The organism is Senegalia massiliensis, from assembly GCF_900626135.1.
GTDB classification, from domain to species: domain Bacteria; phylum Bacillota; class Clostridia; order Tissierellales; family SIT17; genus Anaeromonas; species Anaeromonas massiliensis.
In genome coordinates this window covers 783,876-806,617 of record NZ_LR130786.1, presented here as the reverse complement: position 1 = coordinate 806,617, position 22,742 = coordinate 783,876, and the positions used below count along the sequence as shown (strand labels likewise).

The 22,742-nt window shown below is 27.8% G+C and carries 26 protein-coding genes and 1 other annotated feature; of the genes, 18 read left to right on the top strand and 8 right to left on the bottom strand.

Annotation, left to right across the window (positions count from 1 at the left end):
• Positions 1-12: 12 nt before the first annotated feature.
• From E0D94_RS14040 to iadA, 6 genes are all read left to right on the top strand, one after another.
• The gene (locus E0D94_RS14040; protein WP_130808158.1) at positions 13-879 is read left to right on the top strand and encodes an SDR family oxidoreductase; all 867 of its coding nucleotides are present in this window, start codon (positions 13-15) and stop codon (positions 877-879) included.
• Positions 880-970: 91 nt separating this feature from the next.
• Positions 971-1,540, top strand: a complete 570-nt coding sequence (locus E0D94_RS14035; protein ID WP_207289808.1) for a class D sortase — start codon at positions 971-973, stop codon at positions 1,538-1,540.
• 38 nt (positions 1,541-1,578) lie between these two features.
• Positions 1,579-2,487: an SMR family transporter gene (locus tag E0D94_RS14030; RefSeq protein WP_130808157.1), complete on the top strand. Its 909-nt coding sequence runs from the start codon at positions 1,579-1,581 to the stop codon at positions 2,485-2,487.
• Positions 2,488-2,521: 34 nt separating this feature from the next.
• Positions 2,522-3,247: an HAD family hydrolase gene (locus tag E0D94_RS14025; RefSeq protein WP_423213408.1), complete on the top strand. Its 726-nt coding sequence runs from the start codon at positions 2,522-2,524 to the stop codon at positions 3,245-3,247.
• Between the two features lie 61 nt (positions 3,248-3,308).
• Positions 3,309-3,519 (top strand) — a binding site (T-box leader).
• Between the two features lie 55 nt (positions 3,520-3,574).
• Positions 3,575-6,679 (top strand): isoleucine--tRNA ligase, encoded by a 3,105-nt coding sequence (ileS, locus tag E0D94_RS14020; protein ID WP_130808155.1) that lies wholly within the window; start codon positions 3,575-3,577, stop codon positions 6,677-6,679.
• 82 nt (positions 6,680-6,761) lie between these two features.
• A complete protein-coding gene (gene iadA / locus E0D94_RS14015) occupies positions 6,762-7,934 on the top strand; it encodes a beta-aspartyl-peptidase (RefSeq protein ID WP_130808154.1) in 1,173 nt (390 codons plus the stop codon).
• Positions 7,935-7,972: 38 nt separating this feature from the next.
• Here iadA and E0D94_RS14010 read toward each other — a convergent pair whose 3' ends face one another.
• Entirely contained in the window at positions 7,973-8,149 is a 177-nt protein-coding gene (locus E0D94_RS14010) for an aspartyl-phosphate phosphatase Spo0E family protein (protein WP_130808153.1), read from the bottom strand.
• A gap of 196 nt (positions 8,150-8,345) precedes the next feature.
• Here E0D94_RS14010 and E0D94_RS14005 point away from each other — a divergent pair, with 196 nt between their 5' ends.
• Together E0D94_RS14005 and E0D94_RS14000 are read left to right on the top strand one after the other, a co-directional pair.
• The gene (locus E0D94_RS14005) at positions 8,346-8,576 is read left to right on the top strand and encodes a helix-turn-helix domain-containing protein (protein ID WP_130808152.1); all 231 of its coding nucleotides are present in this window, start codon (positions 8,346-8,348) and stop codon (positions 8,574-8,576) included.
• A gap of 109 nt (positions 8,577-8,685) precedes the next feature.
• On the top strand, positions 8,686-9,207 hold the full coding sequence (locus E0D94_RS14000; RefSeq protein WP_130808151.1) for a peroxiredoxin: 522 nt from the start codon (positions 8,686-8,688) through the stop codon (positions 9,205-9,207).
• A 43-nt stretch (positions 9,208-9,250) separates the two neighbouring features.
• On the opposite strand, the gene E0D94_RS13995 is transcribed toward E0D94_RS14000, so the two are convergent.
• From E0D94_RS13995 to E0D94_RS13975, 5 genes are read right to left on the bottom strand one after another with little or no spacing between them, the layout of a single operon-like run.
• Complete coding sequence (locus E0D94_RS13995) at positions 9,251-10,348, bottom strand: NADH:ubiquinone reductase (Na(+)-transporting) subunit F (RefSeq protein ID WP_130808150.1); 1,098 nt, start codon at positions 10,346-10,348, stop codon at positions 9,251-9,253.
• 12 nt (positions 10,349-10,360) lie between these two features.
• Positions 10,361-10,951, bottom strand: a complete 591-nt coding sequence (locus tag E0D94_RS13990) for an Rnf-Nqr domain containing protein (RefSeq protein ID WP_130808149.1) — start codon at positions 10,949-10,951, stop codon at positions 10,361-10,363.
• Complete coding sequence (locus E0D94_RS13985; RefSeq protein WP_130808148.1) at positions 10,951-11,583, bottom strand: NADH:ubiquinone reductase (Na(+)-transporting) subunit D; 633 nt, start codon at positions 11,581-11,583, stop codon at positions 10,951-10,953. The genes E0D94_RS13990 and E0D94_RS13985 overlap by 1 nt, the downstream gene beginning before the upstream one ends.
• Positions 11,573-12,196, bottom strand: a complete 624-nt coding sequence (locus tag E0D94_RS13980) for an RnfABCDGE type electron transport complex subunit G (protein ID WP_130808147.1) — start codon at positions 12,194-12,196, stop codon at positions 11,573-11,575. Before E0D94_RS13980 ends, E0D94_RS13985 begins: the two co-directional genes overlap by 11 nt.
• On the bottom strand, positions 12,193-13,167 hold the full coding sequence (locus E0D94_RS13975) for an RnfABCDGE type electron transport complex subunit D (protein WP_207289806.1): 975 nt from the start codon (positions 13,165-13,167) through the stop codon (positions 12,193-12,195). The genes E0D94_RS13980 and E0D94_RS13975 overlap by 4 nt, the downstream gene beginning before the upstream one ends.
• A 163-nt stretch (positions 13,168-13,330) precedes the next feature.
• Here E0D94_RS13975 and E0D94_RS14930 point away from each other — a divergent pair, with 163 nt between their 5' ends.
• The 6 genes from E0D94_RS14930 (at position 13,331) to E0D94_RS13950 (ending at position 17,657) form a co-directional block, all read left to right on the top strand.
• Positions 13,331-13,483, top strand: coding sequence for a hypothetical protein (locus E0D94_RS14930; RefSeq protein ID WP_165442981.1), 153 nt, complete (start codon positions 13,331-13,333; stop codon positions 13,481-13,483).
• Positions 13,484-13,497: 14 nt separating this feature from the next.
• On the top strand, positions 13,498-14,112 hold the full coding sequence (locus E0D94_RS13970; protein WP_130808145.1) for an NUDIX hydrolase: 615 nt from the start codon (positions 13,498-13,500) through the stop codon (positions 14,110-14,112).
• Positions 14,113-14,251: 139 nt separating this feature from the next.
• Entirely contained in the window at positions 14,252-14,821 is a 570-nt protein-coding gene (locus E0D94_RS13965; RefSeq protein ID WP_130808144.1) for an RNA polymerase sigma factor, read from the top strand.
• Positions 14,796-15,620: a hypothetical protein gene (locus E0D94_RS13960; protein ID WP_130808143.1), complete on the top strand. Its 825-nt coding sequence runs from the start codon at positions 14,796-14,798 to the stop codon at positions 15,618-15,620. Before E0D94_RS13965 ends, E0D94_RS13960 begins: the two co-directional genes overlap by 26 nt.
• Positions 15,604-16,473: an ABC transporter ATP-binding protein gene (locus E0D94_RS13955; RefSeq protein WP_130808142.1), complete on the top strand. Its 870-nt coding sequence runs from the start codon at positions 15,604-15,606 to the stop codon at positions 16,471-16,473. The genes E0D94_RS13960 and E0D94_RS13955 overlap by 17 nt, the downstream gene beginning before the upstream one ends.
• A complete protein-coding gene (locus E0D94_RS13950) occupies positions 16,470-17,657 on the top strand; it encodes an ABC transporter permease subunit (protein WP_130808141.1) in 1,188 nt (395 codons plus the stop codon). Before E0D94_RS13955 ends, E0D94_RS13950 begins: the two co-directional genes overlap by 4 nt.
• A gap of 51 nt (positions 17,658-17,708) precedes the next feature.
• On the opposite strand, the gene E0D94_RS13945 is transcribed toward E0D94_RS13950, so the two are convergent.
• Both E0D94_RS13945 and E0D94_RS13940 read right to left on the bottom strand, forming a co-directional pair.
• Entirely contained in the window at positions 17,709-19,088 is a 1,380-nt protein-coding gene (locus E0D94_RS13945; RefSeq protein ID WP_207289803.1) for an MATE family efflux transporter, read from the bottom strand.
• Between the two features lie 10 nt (positions 19,089-19,098).
• A complete protein-coding gene (locus E0D94_RS13940) occupies positions 19,099-19,545 on the bottom strand; it encodes a MarR family winged helix-turn-helix transcriptional regulator (protein ID WP_130808140.1) in 447 nt (148 codons plus the stop codon).
• A gap of 148 nt (positions 19,546-19,693) precedes the next feature.
• Here E0D94_RS13940 and E0D94_RS13935 point away from each other — a divergent pair, with 148 nt between their 5' ends.
• The 4 genes from E0D94_RS13935 (at position 19,694) to E0D94_RS13920 (ending at position 22,716) form a co-directional block, all read left to right on the top strand.
• Positions 19,694-20,194, top strand: coding sequence for a GAF domain-containing protein (locus tag E0D94_RS13935; protein WP_130808139.1), 501 nt, complete (start codon positions 19,694-19,696; stop codon positions 20,192-20,194).
• A gap of 21 nt (positions 20,195-20,215) precedes the next feature.
• Complete coding sequence (locus tag E0D94_RS13930; protein ID WP_130808138.1) at positions 20,216-20,503, top strand: hypothetical protein; 288 nt, start codon at positions 20,216-20,218, stop codon at positions 20,501-20,503.
• Positions 20,504-20,584: 81 nt separating this feature from the next.
• The gene (locus E0D94_RS13925; RefSeq protein WP_165442980.1) at positions 20,585-21,097 is read left to right on the top strand and encodes an RNA polymerase sigma factor; all 513 of its coding nucleotides are present in this window, start codon (positions 20,585-20,587) and stop codon (positions 21,095-21,097) included.
• Positions 21,098-21,099: 2 nt separating this feature from the next.
• Positions 21,100-22,716: a DUF4179 domain-containing protein gene (locus tag E0D94_RS13920; protein WP_130808136.1), complete on the top strand. Its 1,617-nt coding sequence runs from the start codon at positions 21,100-21,102 to the stop codon at positions 22,714-22,716.
• Positions 22,717-22,742 lie beyond the last annotated feature (26 nt).

Sequence of the window (22,742 nt, the reverse complement as noted above, 5' to 3'; positions counted from 1 at the left end):
GAGAATTTATTAATGAACAGATGGGATTTTCCTAATAATATGAAAGGGCAAGTTCAAGAAAAGCAACCTGGAATAAATTCAAAAATGGATCCAAAGCCTATTTATGAAGATGATAAATATAAAGCAGCAGATAAATTAAAAGATAAAGTAGCAATAATTACTGGTGGAGATAGTGGTATAGGTGGAGCTGTAGCAATCCACTATGCTAAAGAAGGTGCAGATATAGCAGTAATGTATCTGGATGAACATGAGGATGCAAATTGGGTTAAAAAAAGAGTAGAAGAAATAGGTAGAAAATGCTTACTTATATCAGGTGATGTAGGTGATGAAGAGTTTTGTAAAGATGCAGTAAAGAAGGTCATAGATGAGTTTGGTAAGGTTGATGTTTTAGTAAACAATGCAGCTGAACAACATCCTAAAAAGAGTATATTAGATATATCAACAGAACAATTAGAAAGGACATTTAAAACTAATATATTTTCAATGTTTCATATGACAAAAGCAGTACTTCCATATTTGAAAGAAGGTAGTTCCATTATAAATACATCAAGTATAACAGCCTATGCAGGAAGTCCTGGACTCATTGATTATTCAGCTACTAAAGGAGCAATAACAACATTTACGCGTTCGCTTTCAGGTTCACTTATAGATAAAAATATAAGAGTAAATGCAGTGGCACCAGGTCCTATTTGGACTCCTCTTATTCCTTCATCTTTTAGAGCTAATCATGTAGCAGGTTTTGGTGATGACCAACCTATGAAAAGACCAGGTCAGCCAGTAGAATTAGCTCCGGCATTTGTATTTTTAGCATCTGAAGATTCTTCATACATGTCAGGCCAAATGATACATGTAAATGGTGGAGAAGTAGTAAATGGATAATATATGATGATTAAAAGCTGTCATAAATATTTATGGCAGCTTTTTTGGGTATATAATATTATAAATATAAAAATTAAGGGGTTGCAAAAAGATGAAGCGATTATCGATTGTATTTATAATAGCTGGGATAATAATATTATTATATCCTACATTAAATAGAGAGTACAAAGATTATAAAAGGGGAAAAGTGCTTGAACAGTGGCAACAAAGCATGAATGATATTTCAACTATAGAAAGTTCTGAAAAAAATGATAGTCCACAAGATAACCTTAACAAGTATATATTAAAAATAGATAAAATAGAATTATATATGCCTGTATTAGATGGAGCAACAGATGAGAATTTAGATATTTCTTTATCTAAAATGAATCATACAGCAGAACCTGGAAAAGTAGGAAATTTTGCCGTAGCAGGGCATAGAAGTTATACTTATGGACGACATTTTAATAGATTAGACGAATTGGAAAAAGGGGACATAGTAACTGTTGAATCTAAAGATAAAAATTATAAATATAAAGTAGAAGAGACTTTAGTTGTTGAACCAGAAGAGCTATGGGTTCTAGAAGGCAATAATAAAGATAAAGAAATTACACTTGTTACATGTACTCCAATAAAAGTAGCTAGTCATAGATTAATTATAAAGGGGAAATTAGTTGAATAAATATGTTATAATTGATCTATAGAATATGGGGGAATAATATGGGTTATTTATTACTTGCAATAATATGTAGTTCATCTATAGCTATAATATTTAAGTTTAGTGAAACAAATAATTTAAATCGTTATGCTGTAACTACAATGAATTATTTTACAGCCTTTATAGTAAGTCTTATTTTAAGTATAGTAGAAGGAAATATAATTTTACAAGGATATGATAATTTTTTTTATGAGTTTAAAGATGTAGTTTTAAAAGGGAATGGACTTTTTTCTCCAAGTAGTAGTTTTATTTGGGCCATTATAGTTGGCATATTTGCTGGAGTATTTTTCTTTTTATCTTTTGTATACTATCAGATAAGTGTAAAAAAGAACAATGTAGGCCTTGCAGGAACTTTTGCAAAGCTTGGAATACTTGTACCTATGAGTTTTTCTATAATATTATGGAGAGAGTTTCCTACATATATTCAATGGATAGGTATAATTCTATCTCTTATTTCAATAATAATAGTTAATATATCATTTAAGAAAAATCAAATAAAAGACATACATATAAATTTAATACTTTTATTCCTATTTGGTGGATTTGCAGAGTTTTCTAATAAAATATTTCAAAAATATGCAATATCAGAGTATAAATCAATATTTTTATTTTTTGTTTTTTTTATAGCTTTTATAATTAGCTTAATAATGACTTTGAGAAGGAAAAAGAAAGTTAGTAAGGTTGATTTGATTACAGGAATATTAGTAGGTATACCAAATTTATTTTCTTCCTTTTTTTTGATACTCGCATTAAATCATATGAAAACTTCTGTAGTATTTCCAATATATAGTGCAGGTAGCATTATAATTATAACACTTGTTGGAACATTGTTTCTAGGAGAAAAATTAGAAAGAAAAGAAATCATTGCGATTTTTATGACTATTGTAGCGCTTATTTTAATTAATTTATAGTTTTTAATTAGTATAATAATAAAGAGGGGTGAAAATTATGATAGGAGCATTTTTTGATATTGACGGTACACTTTATAGGAACTCACTAATGATAGAACATTTTAAAAAACTAATCAAATATGAAGTTATAGATGAGGCAATATGGCATAGCCATGTAAAACATACATATGAAAAATGGGAAAGAAGGTATGGTGATTTTGAAGATTATCTTGAAGAATTAGCTGATATTTATGTAAATGAACTCAAGGGAATAAATAAATCACATATATCATTTATAGCTCATCAAGTAATAAGATTAAATGGAGAAAAAGTATATAAATATACTAGAGATCGTATAAAGTGGCATCATGATCAAGGACATAAAGTTTTCTTTATATCTGGTAGTCCAGAGTTTTTAGTGGAAAAGATGGCAGAAAGATATGATGTTACTCAATTTAGAGGTAGTAAATATGTATTAGATGAGAATGATAATTTCACTGGTGAAATAGTTAAAATGTGGGATTCTTTTAATAAGCAAAGAGCTTTAGATGAATTTGTGGATAAATTTAATATTGATTTAAAGAATAGCTATGCATATGGAGATACATCTGGAGATATTTCAATGTTTAAAATGGTTGGAAATCCTATAGCTATGAATCCAAATAGAGAATTATATGATTTTATAAAAAATGATTATGACTTATCAAAGAATACTACAATAATTATTGAAAGAAAGGACATAATATATAAAGTAGATTCAAATGTTGAAACTTTATTATAATTTTTTATAAAATTCTTGACAAATATTTATATTTTGATATATTATTAATCAAACTATATAATTAACTGTTATGATGAGGAGAGTAGTATAAATTATTATTTATAGAGAGATAATCCATAGGCTGAAAGATTATTATTAATATTTATATGAAAATCACCTTGGAGCAATATGTCTGAAACTAGTAAGACATTTCGCAGAAATGCGTTATATTTATTTGAGTGATAGTATTTTTACTATAATTTGGGTGGTACCGCGATAAATTCGTCCCTAAGCATATGCTTAGGGATTTATTTTTTATATAAATTATTTAAAGAAAAGGGTGAAAATATGGATAAGTTTGAACAGTTATCAAATGAAGATGTAAAGGTAAAAGAAAAAGATATATCTGATTTTTGGGATGATATAGATATATTAGAAAAAAGCATAGAAACAAGAGAAGGGAAAAAACCTTTTGTATTTTATGAAGGTCCTCCAACTGCTAATGGAAGGCCAGGAATCCATCACGTGCTTTCAAGAACATTAAAAGATTCTGTATGTAGATATAAAACTATGGAAGGTTATCAAGTTAAAAGAAAAGCAGGATGGGATACACATGGATTACCTGTAGAAATTGAAGTTGAAAAACAATTGAATTTAAATAACAAGCAAGAAATAGAAGAATATGGCCTTGATAAATTCAATGAAAAATGTAGAGATTCAGTATTTAAATATGAAAATTTATGGAGAGAAATGACTAAAAGAATGGGATATGCTATTGATTTAGATAATCCTTATATAACACTTGATAATGACTATATAGAGTCAGTATGGTGGATATTAGATAAATTTAATAAAGAAAATATGATTTATGAAGGACATAAGATATTGCCATATTGTACTAGATGTGGTACTGGACTTGCATCTCATGAAGTTGCACAAGGTTATGAAGAAATTAAAACAAATACAGTTATAGTTAAATTTAAAAGAAAAAATATAGATGAATATTTCCTTGTATGGACTACTACTCCCTGGACACTTGCTGCAAATGTTGCTTTAACAGTACATCCTGATGTACAATACACAAAAGTTAAATCTGAAGGTGAAGTGTATTATTTAGCAGAAGATTTATTAGATAATGTATTAGGAGATAAGGAATATGAAGTTTTAGAAAATCTTACAGGTAAAGATTTAGAGTATATGGAATATGAACAATTAATGCCTTTTGTAGAAGCTGATAAAAAAGCATTTTTTGTAACTGTTGCAGATTATGTAACTACAACTGATGGTACTGGTATAGTACATTCAGCACCTGCATTTGGTGAAGATGACTATAATACTGGAAGAAGATATGATTTACCTGTATTACAACCTGTAAATGAAGATGGAAAATACACTACAACTCCATGGGAAGGCATGTTTGTAATGGATGCAGATATAGAAATTATAAAATGGCTTGCTGAGAAGGATAAATTATTTAAAAAACAAAAAATGGCTCATAATTATCCTCATTGTTGGAGATGTAAGACTCCATTATTATACTATGCAAAGCCTAGTTGGTATATAGAAATGACTAAACTTAAGGATCAATTGATAGAAAACAATAATAATGTAGAGTGGTATCCAGATTATGTAGGAGAAAAGCGTTTTGGAAACTGGTTAGAAAATTTAAATGATTGGGCTATTTCTCGAAGTAGATATTGGGGTACACCACTTAATATTTGGAGATGCGATAGTTGTGATCATACAGAGAGTATAGGATCTAGAAAAGAACTTGTTGAAAAATCTATAGAGGATATAAATGAAAATATTGAACTTCATAGACCATTTGTAGATGATGTTCATATAAAATGTGAGCATTGTGGTTCAACTATGACAAGGGTAAAAGATGTTATTGACTGTTGGTTTGATAGTGGTTCTATGCCTTTTGCGCAACATCATTATCCATTCGAAAACAAAGATAATTTTGATGAATTATTTCCAGCAGATTTTATATGTGAAGGTATAGATCAAACTAGAGGTTGGTTCTATTCATTACTTGCTATATCAACTTTTGTTAAAGGAGAAGCTCCATATAAAAAAGTTCTTGTTAATGATCTTATATTAGACAGAGAAGGTAAAAAAATGTCTAAATCAAAAGGAAATACAGTAGATCCTTTTGAAATGTTTGATAAATATGGTGCAGATGCACTTAGATGGTATCTATTATATGTATCACCAGCTTGGTCACCTACTAAGTTTGATGAAGAAGGTCTAAAAGAAGTACAAAGTAAATTCTTCTCAACTATTAAAAATGTATATAATTTCTTTACACTATATGCAAATACTGATGGAATTGATCCAAAAGAATTTAATATTGATTATAAAAATAGACCAGAAATAGATAGATGGATTCTTTCAAAATATAATAACCTTATAAAAGTTACAAAAGAAAATATGGATAAATTTGATTTAACAAAAGTAGTAAGAGAAATACAAGAATTTGTAAATGAAGACTTAAGTAACTGGTATATAAGACGTTCAAGAAGAAGGTTCTGGGCTACAGAATTAACTGATGATAAAAAAGCAGTATATAATACAACATATGAAATATTACTTGGTATTTCAAAGATGGTTGCACCATTTGCACCATATATTTCTGAAGAAATCTATAGAAATTTAACGAATAATTTATCTGTTCATGTAGATTATTACCCAGAAACTAATACTGATTTAATAGACCCTACAGTGGAAGAAAAAATGGATTTAGTAAGAGATTTAGTTAAGTTAGGAAGAGCTTCAAGAGAACAAGTAAGAATCAAAGTACGTCAACCAATATCAGAGGTTATAGTTGATGGAAAATATGAAGATTTAATTTCAGACTTAGTTCCTTTAATCAAAGAAGAATTAAATGTAAAGAATGTAGTATTTGCAAAAGATTTAAAAGAATATATGAGATTTAACTTAAAACCTAATTTCCCTGTTGCAGGACCTAAACTTGGTAAAAAGATTAAGTTTTTTGCTAAAGCACTTAATAGTTTAGATTCTACAGAAGCAGTAAACAAACTAGAGAACAATGAAGAATTAACTGTTGATTTAGATGGGGAAGATTTCACTTTCTCAAAAGAGCTTGTAGATATAAGAATAGAATCAAAAGAAGGATTTACTGTATCTATGGAGAATAATTTATTTGTAATATTAGATACTACCCTTACAGATGAGTTATTAAATGAAGGATATGCAAGAGAATTTATATCTAAAGTACAACAAATGAGAAAAAATAATGATTATGAAATGATGGATAATATAAAGATTTATTTTAATGGTGATATTGAAATAAATGATGCTATTAATAAATATAGTGATTATATAAAGTCTGAAACACTTGCAGTAGAAGTAAATAGTGTGGATGATAAAGATCTAGAAGTTCATAATTTAAATGGTCATGACACAGGTATAAAAGTAGAAAAAAATTAATTTATAAGCTAGATCAACTAGATTGATCTAGCTTTATTTTTTATTAATTTTGGGTATATTATTATTTGAAAGGAGAGGTTTCATGATTAAATTAATAAAAAATGGTGAAGTGTACAATCCAGAATACTTAGGTAAAAGAGATATATTGATAATTGGAGATAAAATAGGATATATAGAGGAAAATATTGAATTACCAGATAGTGTTTTAGATATTCAAATAATAGATGCAAAGGGAAAGTTAGTAGTACCAGGTTTTATTGATTCTCATGTTCACATATGTGGAGGAGGAGGAGAGGGTAGCTTTAAATCTAGAACTCCAGAAATAAATTTAACTGACATAACTACAGGAGGAGTAACTACTGTTATAGGAGTACTTGGTACGGATGGTACTACTAGAACTATGACTAATTTACTTGCTAAAGCTCGTGGGCTTGAAGAAGAAGGAATAACTTCTTTTATTCAAACAGGGTCATATCAAATTCCAGTTAGAACAATAACAGGTAATATTCAAGATGATATAATATTAATAGATAAAATAATAGGTTCAGGAGAAATTTCCTTGGCAGATCATAGATCCTCTCAACCAACTTCAGCTGAACTTGCACGACTTACAGCAGAAACACGTGTTGGTGGCATACTTTCTGGGAAGGCAGGTATTGTAAATATTCATATGGGAGATAGTAAAGATACTACAAAATTATTATTGGATGTAGTAGAAAATTATGATATACCAATAACCCAATTTTTACCTACTCATATGAATAGAAATCCATATTTATTTGAAGATGCGATAGAATATGCTAAAAAGGGTGGATATGTTGATTTTACTACAAGTACAACTGAAAAGTTTTTAGAAGAAGGTGAAGTGCCTTGCGGAAAGGCTTTAAAAACAATGATAGAAGCTGGAGTATCAAATAAAAATATAACATTTACATCAGATGGACAAGGAAGTTTACCAGATTTTAATGAAAAAGGAGAATATATAGGGTTACAAGTAGGAAAAGTTAAATCTCTATATGAAAAAGTTAAAGAATCAATACAGGTTTTTGATGTACCTATAGAAGAAAGTTTAAGACCAATTACATCTAATCCAGCAGATATATTAAAATTACAATCTAAAGGGTATATTAAAGAAAAGAATGATGCTGATATTGTTTTATTAGATAAAGATTCTTTAGAAATAGATACAGTTATAGCAATGGGAAAAATAATGATAAAAGAAAAAGAGATAATTGTGAAAGGAACATTTGAATAAATAAAAAACATCGTCTTAGACGATGTTTTTTATTTTGATTAATGTAATATCATATTTTTTTTATTTAATTCTTTTTGATAAACAACAATAAGCTTGTCCAGTTCTTGACTTAATGTAACTATTTCTAAATTAGTGAGCTCATTTAAATTTTTTGCTATTAGATTATTTAAATCTTGTCTTGTATTATTCAATTTTGATAAATAATTTTTATCCATGAATATCCCCCTTTGTTTTATACTGAAATCTCTAATCCCTTAATATTATTATATAACTATAGTTTATATTTTTCAAGTTATAATTTAAATTTTTTTAACTATAGTTTTAATTTATAAAAATATAATTATAAATAATTAAACTGTACTTTTAATGTCGAATTGTGTATAATTATAATATAGGATAGGAGGATGTTTTATGATTAGATCTAATTTAAGAATAATAATGGCTAAAAAAAGAATAAAAAATGTCACTGAAGTGGCAGAATTATGCCAAATTTCAAATCCTACTATCACAAAATTAAATAATGATAGAAAACTAGAATCACTTAGTTTAGAAACAATATTAAAATTATGTGCTGGTCTTGAATGTACAATGGAAGAGTTAATTGAAGTAGATTATGATGAAATTGGAAAATTATTAAAGTGAAATTAAAACTAATTGAAAAAAATTATCATTTAAATGTTTAAAAAATTTGGTATGGGGAATATATAGTATTGTGAGACTTAATTTATAATTCTAAGGAGGAAAATGATTTATGGAAAGATTAGTAGGAAAACCAGCACCGGATTTTAAAATGCCAATAGTTAAAGGAAATGGAGAAGAATTTGGTGAAGTAAAATTAGATGATTATAAAGGCGATTGGTTAGTAATGTTCTTTTATCCATTAGATTTTACATTTGTTTGCCCAACTGAAATAACAGGATATAGTAAACAATGTGCAAAATTTGAAGCAGAAGGCGCTAGAGTATTAGGAGTAAGTACAGATAGTGAACATTCACATAAAGCTTGGATAAATGGTGACTTAGGAAAATTAAATTTCCCACTTGCTGCAGATAAAACAATGAATGTATCAAGAGATTATGGAATTTTAGTAGAAGAAGATGGTGTAGCATTAAGAGGATTATTTATAATAGATCCTGAAGGAATAGTAAGATATTCAGTTGTACATGATTTAAATGTAGGACGTAGTGTAGAAGAAACTCTTCGTGTACTTAGAGCTCTAAAAACTGGTGGATTATGCCCAATAGATTGGGAAGAAGGAGAAGACTTACTTTAATATATAAGAAGGAAACCCCCTTTATAATTAAGGGGGTTAAAATTTATTCAAATTTATCATAGAATATTAAGTTTTCAGGAATTCCTTTTTCTTTTAACTTTTCAACAGTAGAATCTATCATTCTAGGGCTACCACAAAGGTAAGCTTCTTTATTTTCTCCATTTTCCATATATTTATCTATAGCATCAGTTACTCTACCTATATCACCGGTCCATCCATCTTTCTTTTTAGCTCTTGAAAGTGTTGGAACAAATTTAAAATTAGGCAATTTTTGTTCTATTTCTTTTAACTCTTCAACAAAAAATAAATCTTCCATATATCTTGCTCCAAAATAGAATGTAGCTTTTCTATCTATGTTATTTTCAACCATATGATATAAAATTGATAATATTGGAGCCATACCTGTACCTATTGCTACCATTACCATTTCTCTATCAGTATCTTGATAATAAAAATCTCCATATGGACCATTAAATAATACTTCATTATTTTCATTTAAATGATGATGGACATAAGTTGTAGCAATTCCTTCTGGGACATAGCCTATTATAAGTTCCAATTTATTTTTAAGCATTGGAGATGATGCTATTGAATAAGCTCTATATACTTCTTCATCACTTCCTTTATATTGTGGAGCTCTTAGCTGTACATATTGTCCTGGTTTAAAATCAATACTACCTTCTTTTATATCGAAGGTTAAATGCTTTATTGTAGGAGTTAAATCTATTATTTGTGATACTTTACCTTCATATTCTCTTACATTAAATAATTCTTCAGGTATTTCAATTTTTATATTTTCTTTTACTTTTACTTGGCAAGATAATCGTACATTTTCTTTCATGTCTTCAGGAGTTAGATAACCTAGTTCAGTAGGTAATACAGGTCCTCCTCCTTCTGTTATCTTTACCTTACAATAACCGCAACTACCTTTACCACCACAGGCAGAAGGTATAAATATTTTTTGACTTATAAGAGATGATAGAAGGGTATCTCCACCATCTACTACATAATCTTCATCATCATTTATATTAATAATAACTTCTCCATAATTACCTATAGTATTTTTAGCAAGCGTTAAAAGAAATGCCAAAACACCTGTAATTCCAGATATAGCACCAACTGTAATAACAATCGTTCCCATCTAATCACTCCTTTATTGAATCTGTACTATTCCTGAAAAACCAACAAAAGCAAGGGCCATCAAACCTGTTATTATTATAGTTATTCCAGGTCCTTCTAGTCCCTTAGGTACTTTTGCATATTTAAGTCTTTTTCTAATTCCAGCCAGTGCTACTATTGCAAGCATCCAACCTAGTCCTGAACCTAAACCAAACAACAGAGAAACTATTAAATTATAATCTCTAATAACCATAAATAGTGAAACACCAAGTATTGCACAGTTAACTGTAATCAAAGGTAAGAATATTCCAAGGGCATAATATAAATTTGGAAGGTATCTTTCAACAATCATTTCAACTAATTGTACAAATGCAGCAATACTTATAATGAATATTATGAACCTTAAGTATTCTAGTCCTAATGGAACTAGTACATAATGATAAATCATATAATTTAGAACTGTAGTAAAAGTAAGTACAAAAGTAACTGCTTGACCAAGTCCTAAAGATGTTTTAATTTCTCCAGATACTGCAATAAATGAACACATACCTAAGAAGTTGGTAAGTATCATGTTATTAGTAAATATTGATGCAAAAAATACTACAAACGGATTTAAACCTTCCATTAGCTAACAGCCTCCCCTTTTAATGAATCTTCTTCTTCACTAGGTAGCAGTGATCTTGCTATCCATATAACTATGCCAAGCATAAAGAATGCACCAGGAGCCATAACCATAATAGTCCATTTAGTAAACCATTCTCCTAATACTTGTATTCCAAATATAGAACCAAATCCTAATAACTCTCTGAAAAAAGCTATAATTAAAAGTATAATTGCATAACCTGAACCAGATGCAATACCATCTAAAAATGAATAAAGTGGTTTGTTATTTTGAGCATATGATTCACAACGTCCCATTATAATACAATTTGTTATAATAAGACCTACATAAGGACCTAAAGCTTTACTCATAGAAGGATAATAGGCTTTCAAAACAATATCAACTATTATTACAAAAGAAGATATAATAAGTACTTGGACCATCATTCTTATATGTTTAGGAGTATAATTTCTAAGTATTGATACAGTAAGCTCTGAAAAAGAAGTAACAAATATTAAACCTATTCCCATAACAAGAGAATTAAGCATTAAGTTTGTAACAGCAAGTGCAGAACAAATCCCTAATATTTGTCTATATATAGGATTATCTTGCCATAATCCTAAAGTAAATATTTTTTTTACTTTTTTATTTGCCATTTAGATCTTCTCCTTTCATTAGGTCTTTAAATTCTTCTATGTCCTGATTTAATAAGTTTTTTACTGATTTAGAAGTGAGAGTTGCTCCTGTAATGGCATCTACATTTCCATCTGCTGCAGGTCTATATTCAAGATAATTTTTATTATCTCTATCTAAATCTATATTCCTAAATTGATTTTTAAACCACATTTCATCAATTCTGCCGCCAAGACCAGGAGTTTCGCTGTGTGATACAAAATCAACTCCTAAAAGAGTATTTATATTCTCATCTACAGCAGCATATCCCTTAATAGTACCCCAAAGACCGTTACCTTCTACAGGAAAGGCATATCCTAATTTCTTACCATCTTTTTCTGCCTCATAAATAGTTAGATCATTAACCTTAATAGGTTTTAAATGTTCCCTATATAATTTCTCTATTTTTTTATCATTATCATTTGGATAATCTATATCAAACACATATAAAAGCGTTTTCCATTCGTCTATTTGTGCATTTTGTGCTATAACATCTTTAGTTGTATAGTTTAATAATGATAATACAAGTGTGAAAAAAGCAGTTACTAATATCATAAAAATAATAGGATAACTAAATGATTTTTTTATATTTTTCATGCTGTAACCTTCTTTCTCTTAGCTTTTTTACTCTTTTTATAATATTTTACTCCTTCATCAATTATAGGGGCAAAAGTATTTCCTATAAGTATTGCAAACATTATACCTCCTGCAAATAAAGCATATCCTCTTATAATTACTGTGATAGCACCAATTAAAATTCCATAAATCCATTTTCCTTCTTTAGTTTTAGCAGAAGAGATAGGATCAGTTGCCATAAATACTGCACCAAATAATAACCCACCGCTCATAACTCCAAATAGTGGATTTGGTACAGATGTAAATCCTATAAGTCTTAGTATCAAACTTAAACCTACAAAACCTGAAATTACGGCTGCCATAGTTTGCCATGAGGCTGTTTTTGTATAGATTAGATAAATTCCAGCAAGTATTATTAAAAGTGCACTTGTTTCTCCTAAAGAGCCAGATACATTCCCTAGGAATAAATCTATGTAGTTAGATAGTTCTCCAGTTTCTCTAAAATTTAGCATAGGTGTAGCAGTAGCTATAGCATCTACTGAGCTAGTCATATAACGAGTAAAGCCACCTAAAAATGAGTTTGATACATTTGACCATTCAATAGTAAGTGGTTGTGGGAATGATACATATACAAAGGCTCTTGCAACTAATGCAGGATTAAAAACATTTTTACCAAAACCACCAAATACAGCTTTACCAAAAATTACACCAAATATAATTCCTAAGGTTCCTACCCAATAAGGAGTACTAGGTGGGAGAGTTAATGTGAAAAGAATAGATGTTACAATTACAGCTTCAGATACTTTTCCTTTGCCATATTTCTTTTCAAATATGTATTCTGTAGCACAACCCCAGATTGTAATCCAAGTCATTAATAATAATGACCTCCATCCAAAAAAATAGATTGACGCTAAAATTATTGGTATTAAGGAATAAATAACTTTACGCATCATTTTTTGTTGCATGAAATTGTTTTTTAAGCTAAAAGACAATATTTACACCTCCATGATTTATTTGACTAGATACTTTATACCCAATATTTTCTATAATAAAATAAATAACATAAAAATTTAGCAATATTTTGAATCTTAAGTGCTTAATATAAAACAGAAGTGGTATATATTAAACATAGCATTTATATAAGGAGGAATTACTATGGCTGATGAAGAAGTCAAGAAAAAAGAAGTTGAAAAAAAGCATGACTCTAGTAAAGTTCAATCTACTTTTATAAAATATGCAGCATATATAATTATATTTTTTGGGTTTTTATACTTTTTAGTAAGATATGTATTTCCAATGTTTAGATAATAGGTGATAAATTTATGAAATTAGATCAAATAATAAATAAAGTTGCAAATAGAATCCCCAAACCTTTAGGAATAGATAGAGATTTTGCTATATTAGTACCGCTAATATATGTAAAAGATGAATTACACATATTATATGAAGTTAGGTCTAAAAAACTTAATACTCAACCAGGAGAAATATCATTTCCAGGTGGTAGAGTAGAAAAAGGAGAAACTTTTAAGGATGCAGCAATAAGAGAAACAATGGAAGAATTAAATATTAAAAGAAAGAATATAAATATTATAAACTCTATTGACTATATAGTAATGCCTTTTAATATATCATTATATCCCTATGTTGGAATTATAGAGGATATAAATTTTGAAGATATAAATTATAGTAAATCTGAAGTAGAAAGTATTTTTACTGTTCCATTGAAGTTTTTTCTAGAAAACGAACCTGAAAGATATAATATGGGTATCTCACCCCAGATAGGAGATGATTTTCCTTATCATTTAATAAATAATGGAAAAGCCTATGATTGGAGAACAGGAATTTATCCAGTATTTTTTTATAGATATAGAGATTATGTTATTTGGGGTATGACAGCAAGAATGACAAAGAATTTTGTAGATATTATAAAAGAATAAAATTTTAATATTAGTCCCTGACTTCTTTTAAAGGAGTTTGGGAATTTTTTTATAAAAAATTATTAAATTTTAAAACTTTTTTTATAGTTATATCGTTATTATATATGGAAATGTTTTTAAAGAGAAAAGGGGTGATATCATGCCTACTGATGAAGAACTTATTGAGGAAATAAATAAGGGGTCTCAAGCTGCAATGGAGGTGCTAGTAAAGAAATATTATAAAAGTATATTTTCTTATATTTATCGTAAAATTGGGGACTATCATATTTCCTATGATTTAACACAAGAAGTCTTTATAAAGATGATGAAATCAATAAATAAATATGAAGGAAGGGGAAAGTTTAATAATTGGATATTAAAGATAGCTGTTAATCATTGTAATGATTATTACAAAAGTAAAACATTTAAGAATAGAACAAGGGAAACTCAACTAGAAGATAGGATGTCAGAAAACAACGATAAAGTATGGGATTTATTAAAGAAAAAGATAGAAAGAAACTTAGTTAAAAAAGAAATTTTAAGACTACCTGATTATCAAAAAGATGTTCTAATATTAAGGTATTATCATGACATGAAGTTAAAAGAAATAGCAGATATAACAGAGAGCAAAGAATCAACAGTTAAATCAAGGTTAAGGCAAGGTACATGTAAATTAAAGAAAAATCTATTAGGAGGTGAAGATATTGAAAAGAGAAAAAGAAGATTTTGAAACATATAAAGATATAACAGAAGAAGAATTAGATAATTTGTGGTCTATGATGAATAGCTATACTGTTGAATTACCTAGTGAGAAAGAGATAGATAAATCTATAAATAAATTACGAAAATATGTACCGGATAAAAAGAAAGAATATCATTTTATAGATAGATTTTATTATTTAATAAGAAAAGGAATGTTAGAAATATCATTTATTAATAAATTCTTTTGGGTAATAAGTAGTTTATTGTTTGTCATAGGAGTTATTTGGATGTATTTTAATCGAAATATGAATCCATATCTTATAACTATAACATTATCTCCCTTACCTTTTACATTTGGAATAGTAGAAATATTTAAAGGTAGAGATAGAGGTATGATGGAAATAGAAATGAGCTGTAAAATATCCTATGGAGAAATACTTCTATCCAAATTAACTATAATTGGATTTTATAATATTATTCTAAACACAATTTTTACATTGTTATTATATTCTATAAGTAATTTTAATTTCTTGAGATTAACTATAATGTGGTTCACTCCCTTTACATTTATCTCTGGAATATCCCTATGGCTAGCTATGAAAATTAAGAGCAGCTATACTATGACTATAATAGTATCATTATGGATAAGTTTAGTAATTATGATTATTAATACTCCATTACTTTTAGAGAGGCTTCTTTTAGTAAATATAAGTGCATATGTAGGTATATCAATACTTGGAATTAGTATAAGTTTAATTCAGATAAAAATATTTATAGATAAAAATATAATAAATAAGGAGAGAGGATTATTTGAAATTAATTATTGATAATATAACAATGAAGTATAAAGATAAAATTGCAGTAGAAAAGTTTACTGTTAAACTAGATAAAGGAGTATATGGCTTTTTAGGACCTAATGGATCAGGCAAAACTACATTAATGAGAGTATTGGCAGATCTATTAAGGCCAACTAAAGGTAGAATTTTATTAAACGATAGAGATATATCTACAATGGGGGATGACTATAGAGATATATTAGGATATCTACCTCAAAGCTTTGGATTTTATAAAAGCTTTACTGCTCATAAATTTATGATGTATATAGCAGCTTTAAAGGGCATAGATCAATATAAAGCATTAAAGAAAGTTGATGAATTGTTAGAATTAGTTAATCTTAAAGAACATTCTAAAAGAAAAATTGGAAAATTCTCTGGTGGAATGAAGCAGAGAATAGGAATAGCTCAAGCCTTGATCAATGATCCTAAAATATTGATATTAGATGAACCTACAGCAGGTCTTGATCCAAAGGAAAGAATACGATTCAGAAATTTAATATCAGAAATATCCAAAGATAGGATAGTTTTATTGTCTACTCATATAGTTTCAGATATAGAATATATAGCTAAAGAAGTAATTTTAATAAAAGAAGGAAAATTGTTGGGGATAGATTCTCCAGATAATATATTAGAAAACATGAAAGGAAAAGTATGGAAAGGGACTACGACAGAAGAAAGGTTTAGAAATATAAAGAATGATTATAAAATAAGTAATGTAGTTAGAAAAAATGGTGTACAACTTAGAATAATATCTGATAAAAAGCCTTTTCTAAAGGCTATAGAAGCAGAACCACGATTGGAAGATATGTATCTATATTATTTTGATAAGGAGGTGGAAGAGTGATAAATTTAGTTAAATTTGAGTTATATAAGATAATTAGTAAGAGAAGTTTACTTATTGGATTATTATTTTTTATTTTGATTTATGGATTTGGTACTTTCTATGATTATGAAACTCAAAAAGAGTATAAAAATATTGCAGAAAAAGAATTTAACAGATTTGAAGGGAAACTTACTGAGGAAAAATTAAAATTAGCTCAAGAAGGTCATAAAAAAATTGAGAAGAAAGCTATGGAGGGTTCTCGAAATGGAAAATCCTTTTTAGAGGTGTTAAGTACAAGGGATCGCGCGTTAGATGGAGTGTATGAACATGTTTCAATGGTTGCAGGGATACAGAAAAGAAAAGAAGAACGAATAAATGAATTATATAATAGTATAGAAAACAATGTTTTAAATGACTATAAGCATAAACAATCTAAATTAGAATATAATATGCTCAAAGATATATCAAAGCCTGAGATATATGATGAGTCATTTTGGGGTGGAATTTTAGGGTATTTTGATGGTGTAGGGTTCTTGGCTTTGGGTGCTATTTCTTTATTAGGTTTATCTAGTGTATTTACTGAAGAATATAGTACAAGGATGGATAGATTAATTCTTAGCAGTAAAAATGGAAAAAGCAAGGTTATAACATCAAAAATAATATCTGCATTTATCTTTATAGTATGTATTTGTATAATAGTTTTTATAGTTAATTTTATAACTATTTTAATTTTATATGGTAATAATGTATGGGATATTCCAATACAGAGTTTTTCTCCTATAGCATATTCTCCATATGATTTTACAACAATTGAATTCTTATTAATTCAGATATTATTTAATTTTGTTGGTATATTATCCTTTAGCTTATTAGTTTTAGCATTGTCATCCATAAGTAAATCTTTACTTATACCATTTTTTATAGGAGGAATGGTGTATATATTGCCTGTACTTATAAAGATATATCTTCCTTATCCAAAGGGTTATTCTAGTTATGGCTCAAAACATTGGATAGAAACATTAGAGAACTTGAGTTATGTGGGTGTATCGAAAGCATATGATTTATTTAATGGGTTTTATACCCTAAACATATTTGAACGACCAATACTCTATCCCTATGCTGCTATAGTCATTATGATTATCTTAGGAATACTATCTACTATATTTATATATATTAGTTTCAGAAGACATCAAGTTAAAAGTTAAATAAAATAAGCCCATACTTGATAATTCAAAAGATATGGGCTTTAAATTATATTATTTTTCTTCTATAACAGGTTTAAAACTTGATATGTTTGTATTTTCATTTAGCTTTTTCATTTCTAATGTGATCCATATTCCTGTAACTAATGATGCTAGTATATCAGATATTGGTGCTGCCATCCAAATTCCTTGTAAACCAAATACTTTTGGTAATAATATTATAGCAGGAATTAAGAAAACCACCTGTCTTGATAAACTTAGAAACATTGCATGTTTAGGCTTTCCTACTGCTTGGAAGTAGTTTGAACATACTATTTGGAAACCTATTATTGGTAGCATAAATAGGAATATTTCTATTCCGTTTGTAGCCATCTCAATTAAGTTTTGATTATTTCCACCAAAGAAAGAAATTAATTCCTTAGGGAATGCTCTAGTTATAACATATCCTGTGACAGTAATGAAAGTTGCACCTATTACTGCAAGTTTTAAAGTCTTTTTTACTCTATCAAATTGCTTTGCTCCATAATTATATCCGATAATAGGTTGAGCACCTTGATTTATACCAAATATAGGCATAAGTATAAACATGGTAATACTATTTATAATACCAAATGAAGCAATAGCTGTATCTCCACCATAAGTTTGAAGGTTGTTATTTAGTATAGCATTTATAGCAGATGAAGCTATTTGCATTAGAAATGGTGCAGAACCTATTGCAACAATATTTTTTACTACAGGTAATTGTAATTTGAAATTATCTCTATGGATATTTAATGAACTTTTTCCTCCAAAGAAATAAGATAATACCCATATAGCAGAAGCAGCTTGAGATATTATTGTTGCAAGAGCTGCACCACGTATTCCCATATCTAATACGAATATAAATATAGGGTCAATAATAATATTTAATGCTGCCCCTATTAACATAGTGAGCATAGCAGTTTTAGGATTACCTTCAGCTCTTATAAAGTTATTCATTCCAAATCCTACAGTTTGAAAAATTGCTCCAGCTAATATTATTTGAAGATAATCACGAGAATAAGGAAGTACTGAGCTACTTGCACCAAACAATTTTAATAGTGGATTTAAAAATATAAGTCCTAAAGCTGAAATAATAACAGCTACTATTACAAGCAAAAACATTCCATTACCTAATATTTTTTCAGCTTCTTCTTTTTTATTTTCACCAAGCTTTATAGAGATTAGGGAAGTAGCACCAATTCCTATAAGCATACTAAATGCCATTATTATAAGCATTATAGGGAATCCTATAGTTATACCTGCTATACCTAATTCACCAACTTTACGTCCCACATAAATTCTATCAATTGTATTATATAGTGCATTTACCATCATACCAACTATAGCTGGTATAGAAAATTTAAGTAATAACTTTCCTATTGGGGCACTACCTAATAATTTTTGTCTATCCACATACTACACCTCACATCTTTGTCATTAATTCAACTATATTCTTTATACTTTTAGAAAACTCTTTAGTTTCTTCTTCGTTTAAATTTTGAAATAATACTTTCATCGCATCATCAAATAGAGATTTTTGATATTGCATGTAATTTTCCCCTTTTTGAGTCAAGGATAATAAGTATCTTCTTCTATCATTAGAATCTATCTCTCTTGATACTAAATCTTTTTCTATTAAGGAATCAATAAGAGTAGTTAAACTTCCTTTTCTCATACCTAAGTATTTACCTAATGTAGAAGGAGATAGATATTTATGTCTACCTAAAATCATAATAGTTCTATTTTGATTTTTATTACAATGATAGTTTTTATAATCAGTAGTTCTAAATATTTTACCAACTTTACTATGAAATAATGCTGTGAACTCTAATAAATTTTCATTTATAGAACTTAATTCTTTATCTTTCAAAATTTCACCTCAATTTAATTAGTAATACTAATAGTTAGATTTCTTACTATTAGTATTCTAACTACATTTCTTTTAAAAGTCAAGTATTGATTGAAAAATATGTTAAAAAAATTATATAATAATATTAATATATTTAAGGGGTGGTAATATGCAAAAAATAAAAAAGATAGATACAAAAGATAAAAAGAAATTTTATGGATATTTAAACTTAAAATTAACAGGTCTTATTTGTGAAGAATCAGATTGGCTTGCTAATTTATCTAATAGTTCAGCACTTTTAGGTTTGCTATTGGATGATATAAATTGGGCAGGATTTTATTTATATAAAAAAGGTGAATTAGTATTAGGACCTTTTTGGGGAAAGCCTGCATGTACACATATAGACATAGGTAAAGGGGTCTGTGGTACAGCAGCAGCAACAAGACAAGTACAAATAGTAGAAGATGTAAACAAGTTTGAGGGGCATATTGCATGTGATTCAGCTTCACGTTCAGAAATAGTATTACCTATAATAAATGAAGGAGAGTTAATAGGAGTATTGGATATAGATAGTCCTATAACTAATAGATTTGATAAACAAGATGGTAATTATTTAGAAGAATTTGTAGATATATTAAATAAATATGTAAGTTGGGAAGATATAAAATAAATTAAATAAGGAGATAAAACTGTGAAAAAGGTAGAAATAAGAGAATTAGGGATTTCGAGTTTGGTTAAAGTTACATTATATTTTTCAATTATACCAATAGCTTTAATGATTATAGTAGGGGTATTGGCTTTTATTGTAGGTTTAATTTCAGGAGAAAGAGCAGCTATTGTTTTTGGAATGCTATATCTTGCTATGCCTATAGCAGTTGTAATAATATATGGTGTTACAATGGCTATAGGTGGAGTTTTATATAACGCTTTCTCTTCAAAATTTGGAGGATTAGAAATATTTATAAAAGATAAAGAATAAAAAAGTTCCGTTAATTTATTTTAACGGAACTTTTTTGACTATAAGTACATCTAATTATAAAGAAAAGAGATACAGAAAGAGGTGATTGATATCAATGAGTTAGAAATTAAAGTGTTAATAAAAAACATAAAAAAAGGTAAATTGGTAGTTTTAAATGAATGGATAGAAAATAGAAAAGAGAAATTATATAAAATTGCTTGGTCTTATTTATATAATCATGAAGATGTAGAAGATGTATTTCAAGATACAATAATAAAAGTATACGAAAATATAAAAAAGTTACATAAGAAAAAATACTTTGAAACTTGGTTTATAAGAATCCTTATAAATGAATGTAAAATGAAACTTAGAAAGAGAAAAAAAGAAATCTTAAAGGAAAAAATAAGTTATGAGAAATATCATGAAGATAATTATAATCTTTATGAAGAAATTAATAAATTACAAGATAAATTTAAAGAAGTTATAGTTCTTAAATATATTTCAGAATACACTCAAGAAGAAATAAGTGAAATATTAGATGTTCCTATAGGTACTGTAAAATCTAGAATATATAGAGGGTTAAAAGAACTTAGAAAATTAATGCAGGAGGTGTAATTATGGATTGTGAAAAATGCAAACAAAATATTGTTGACTATATACATGGAGAAACTCAAGACAATGAGGAAGTAAAAAAACATTTAGAAATTTGTGAAGAATGTAAGTTAGAATATGAAAATTTAAAAGAAACAATAGGTTATTTAAAAACTAATAGCCAAAAAATAAATACTAATAAAGAATTAAATTTAAATAAAAATATAAAAAAGAATAAAATAAGAAGTGTTAGGAGAACTGGACTTATAGCAATATTTCTTTCAATATTTTTAGTAGCTACAGTATTTGCAGCTGAGAAATTAGGTTTCTTAGATTGGTGGAAAGATAGTAGTAAAATACAAACTAATGCATGGGAAGAATTAATAGAAAATGGTGTCGGACAAAAATTAGATATAAGCACAGAAGACAATGGTGTAAAGATAACAGCAAAAGGAATAATAGCAGATGAAATAAATACTTTGGTACTATTAGAAATAGAAAATTTAAATGAAGATAGAAGGTTAACACCATCATATAATGCTATATTTAAAAATCCTACTCACGTTCCTTGGCCTGTAATAGTAGAAGGGGATATAGAAAATTTTTATGAAGATACATCTCCATTCGTGAATATCACAAATATTTATACTGAAGATAAAAATAAGCTAAACATATTAGTAAATACTAATACTATGACCAAAGACAAAGGAAAATTCACACTAAATATAGATACACTAGAAACTATGATAAATGAAAGTGAAGAAGATATTAAATATGTAGAAGGAAACTGGACATTAGAAATAGAAGGAGAAAAAATTCCTTCAAAGATTTATGAAGTAGGGAAGGAAATAAATTTAGATGGAAATGAAGTGATAATTGATAAAGTAGTTATAGCACCAACAACCACTCAAATAGATTATAGATTTAAGGTAGAAAATGAAAAAGTAAGATATAACTTAGATTCAATTGATTTTTCCATGGAATATAAGGGAGAAAGATTTGCTAATTCACCTATAAGTTACGATAAATATTCAGATTACACAGCAGATGATGAAGGATATACTAATAGAAAATATCATCTATATCCTTTATATTTAAAAGATCCAAAAGAAGTTACTTTAAATATAGATACAAAAAGATATTCTACTAGAGGAGAAAGGTATTATGATATAGATTGGGGTAATTTACCTGAAAAAATAGAGTATAATAATAGTGAATTAACAGTTAAAAGTATAGATATAGGAGAAGAAAAAACAGAAATAATAATAGAAGAAGATAATAGTAAGGATAGGAAATATTTAAAATCAAATATAACTTTTAGAAAATCAAATAATTTAGAGAATGAAGAATATGATAGACCTTATATGCATAGTGGTGATTATCTTTTGAGAGGTGAATATACAAAATATGAAGTTGAAAATATTAATACAGATGAAAGTGAAGATAAATTAAAAGGATTTGAGAATAATAAGGAATATGTCTACGCAGAAGAACAAAAATTCATTATAAGAAAAAATGACTTTGAAGAAGCTGGAATCCCTGAATTATATAAAAAGAAATATATAATTCCCGAGTATTTAGTGATTCATAGCCAAGAATATATTGATTTTCCCGATAAAAAAGTAGATATAAAACTAAAATAAAAAAAATGTAGGCTTAAGCCTACATT

Coding starts and splice junctions, on each gene's coding strand:
- E0D94_RS14040 (WP_130808158.1), top strand. CDS start 13: ATGAACAGATGGGATTTTCCTAATAATATGAAAGGGCAAGTTCAAGAA.
- E0D94_RS14035 (WP_207289808.1), top strand. CDS start 971: ATGAAGCGATTATCGATTGTATTTATAATAGCTGGGATAATAATATTA.
- E0D94_RS14030 (WP_130808157.1), top strand. CDS start 1,579: ATGGGTTATTTATTACTTGCAATAATATGTAGTTCATCTATAGCTATA.
- ileS (WP_130808155.1), top strand. CDS start 3,575: ATGGATAAGTTTGAACAGTTATCAAATGAAGATGTAAAGGTAAAAGAA.
- iadA (WP_130808154.1), top strand. CDS start 6,762: ATGATTAAATTAATAAAAAATGGTGAAGTGTACAATCCAGAATACTTA.
- E0D94_RS14010 (WP_130808153.1), bottom strand. CDS start 8,149: ATGGATAAAAATTATTTATCAAAATTGAATAATACAAGACAAGATTTA.
- E0D94_RS14005 (WP_130808152.1), top strand. CDS start 8,346: ATGATTAGATCTAATTTAAGAATAATAATGGCTAAAAAAAGAATAAAA.
- E0D94_RS14000 (WP_130808151.1), top strand. CDS start 8,686: ATGGAAAGATTAGTAGGAAAACCAGCACCGGATTTTAAAATGCCAATA.
- E0D94_RS13995 (WP_130808150.1), bottom strand. CDS start 10,348: ATGGGAACGATTGTTATTACAGTTGGTGCTATATCTGGAATTACAGGT.
- E0D94_RS13990 (WP_130808149.1), bottom strand. CDS start 10,951: ATGGAAGGTTTAAATCCGTTTGTAGTATTTTTTGCATCAATATTTACT.
- E0D94_RS13985 (WP_130808148.1), bottom strand. CDS start 11,583: ATGGCAAATAAAAAAGTAAAAAAAATATTTACTTTAGGATTATGGCAA.
- E0D94_RS13980 (WP_130808147.1), bottom strand. CDS start 12,196: ATGAAAAATATAAAAAAATCATTTAGTTATCCTATTATTTTTATGATA.
- E0D94_RS14930 (WP_165442981.1), top strand. CDS start 13,331: ATGGCTGATGAAGAAGTCAAGAAAAAAGAAGTTGAAAAAAAGCATGAC.
- E0D94_RS13970 (WP_130808145.1), top strand. CDS start 13,498: ATGAAATTAGATCAAATAATAAATAAAGTTGCAAATAGAATCCCCAAA.
- E0D94_RS13965 (WP_130808144.1), top strand. CDS start 14,252: ATGCCTACTGATGAAGAACTTATTGAGGAAATAAATAAGGGGTCTCAA.
- E0D94_RS13935 (WP_130808139.1), top strand. CDS start 19,694: ATGCAAAAAATAAAAAAGATAGATACAAAAGATAAAAAGAAATTTTAT.
- E0D94_RS13920 (WP_130808136.1), top strand. CDS start 21,100: ATGGATTGTGAAAAATGCAAACAAAATATTGTTGACTATATACATGGA.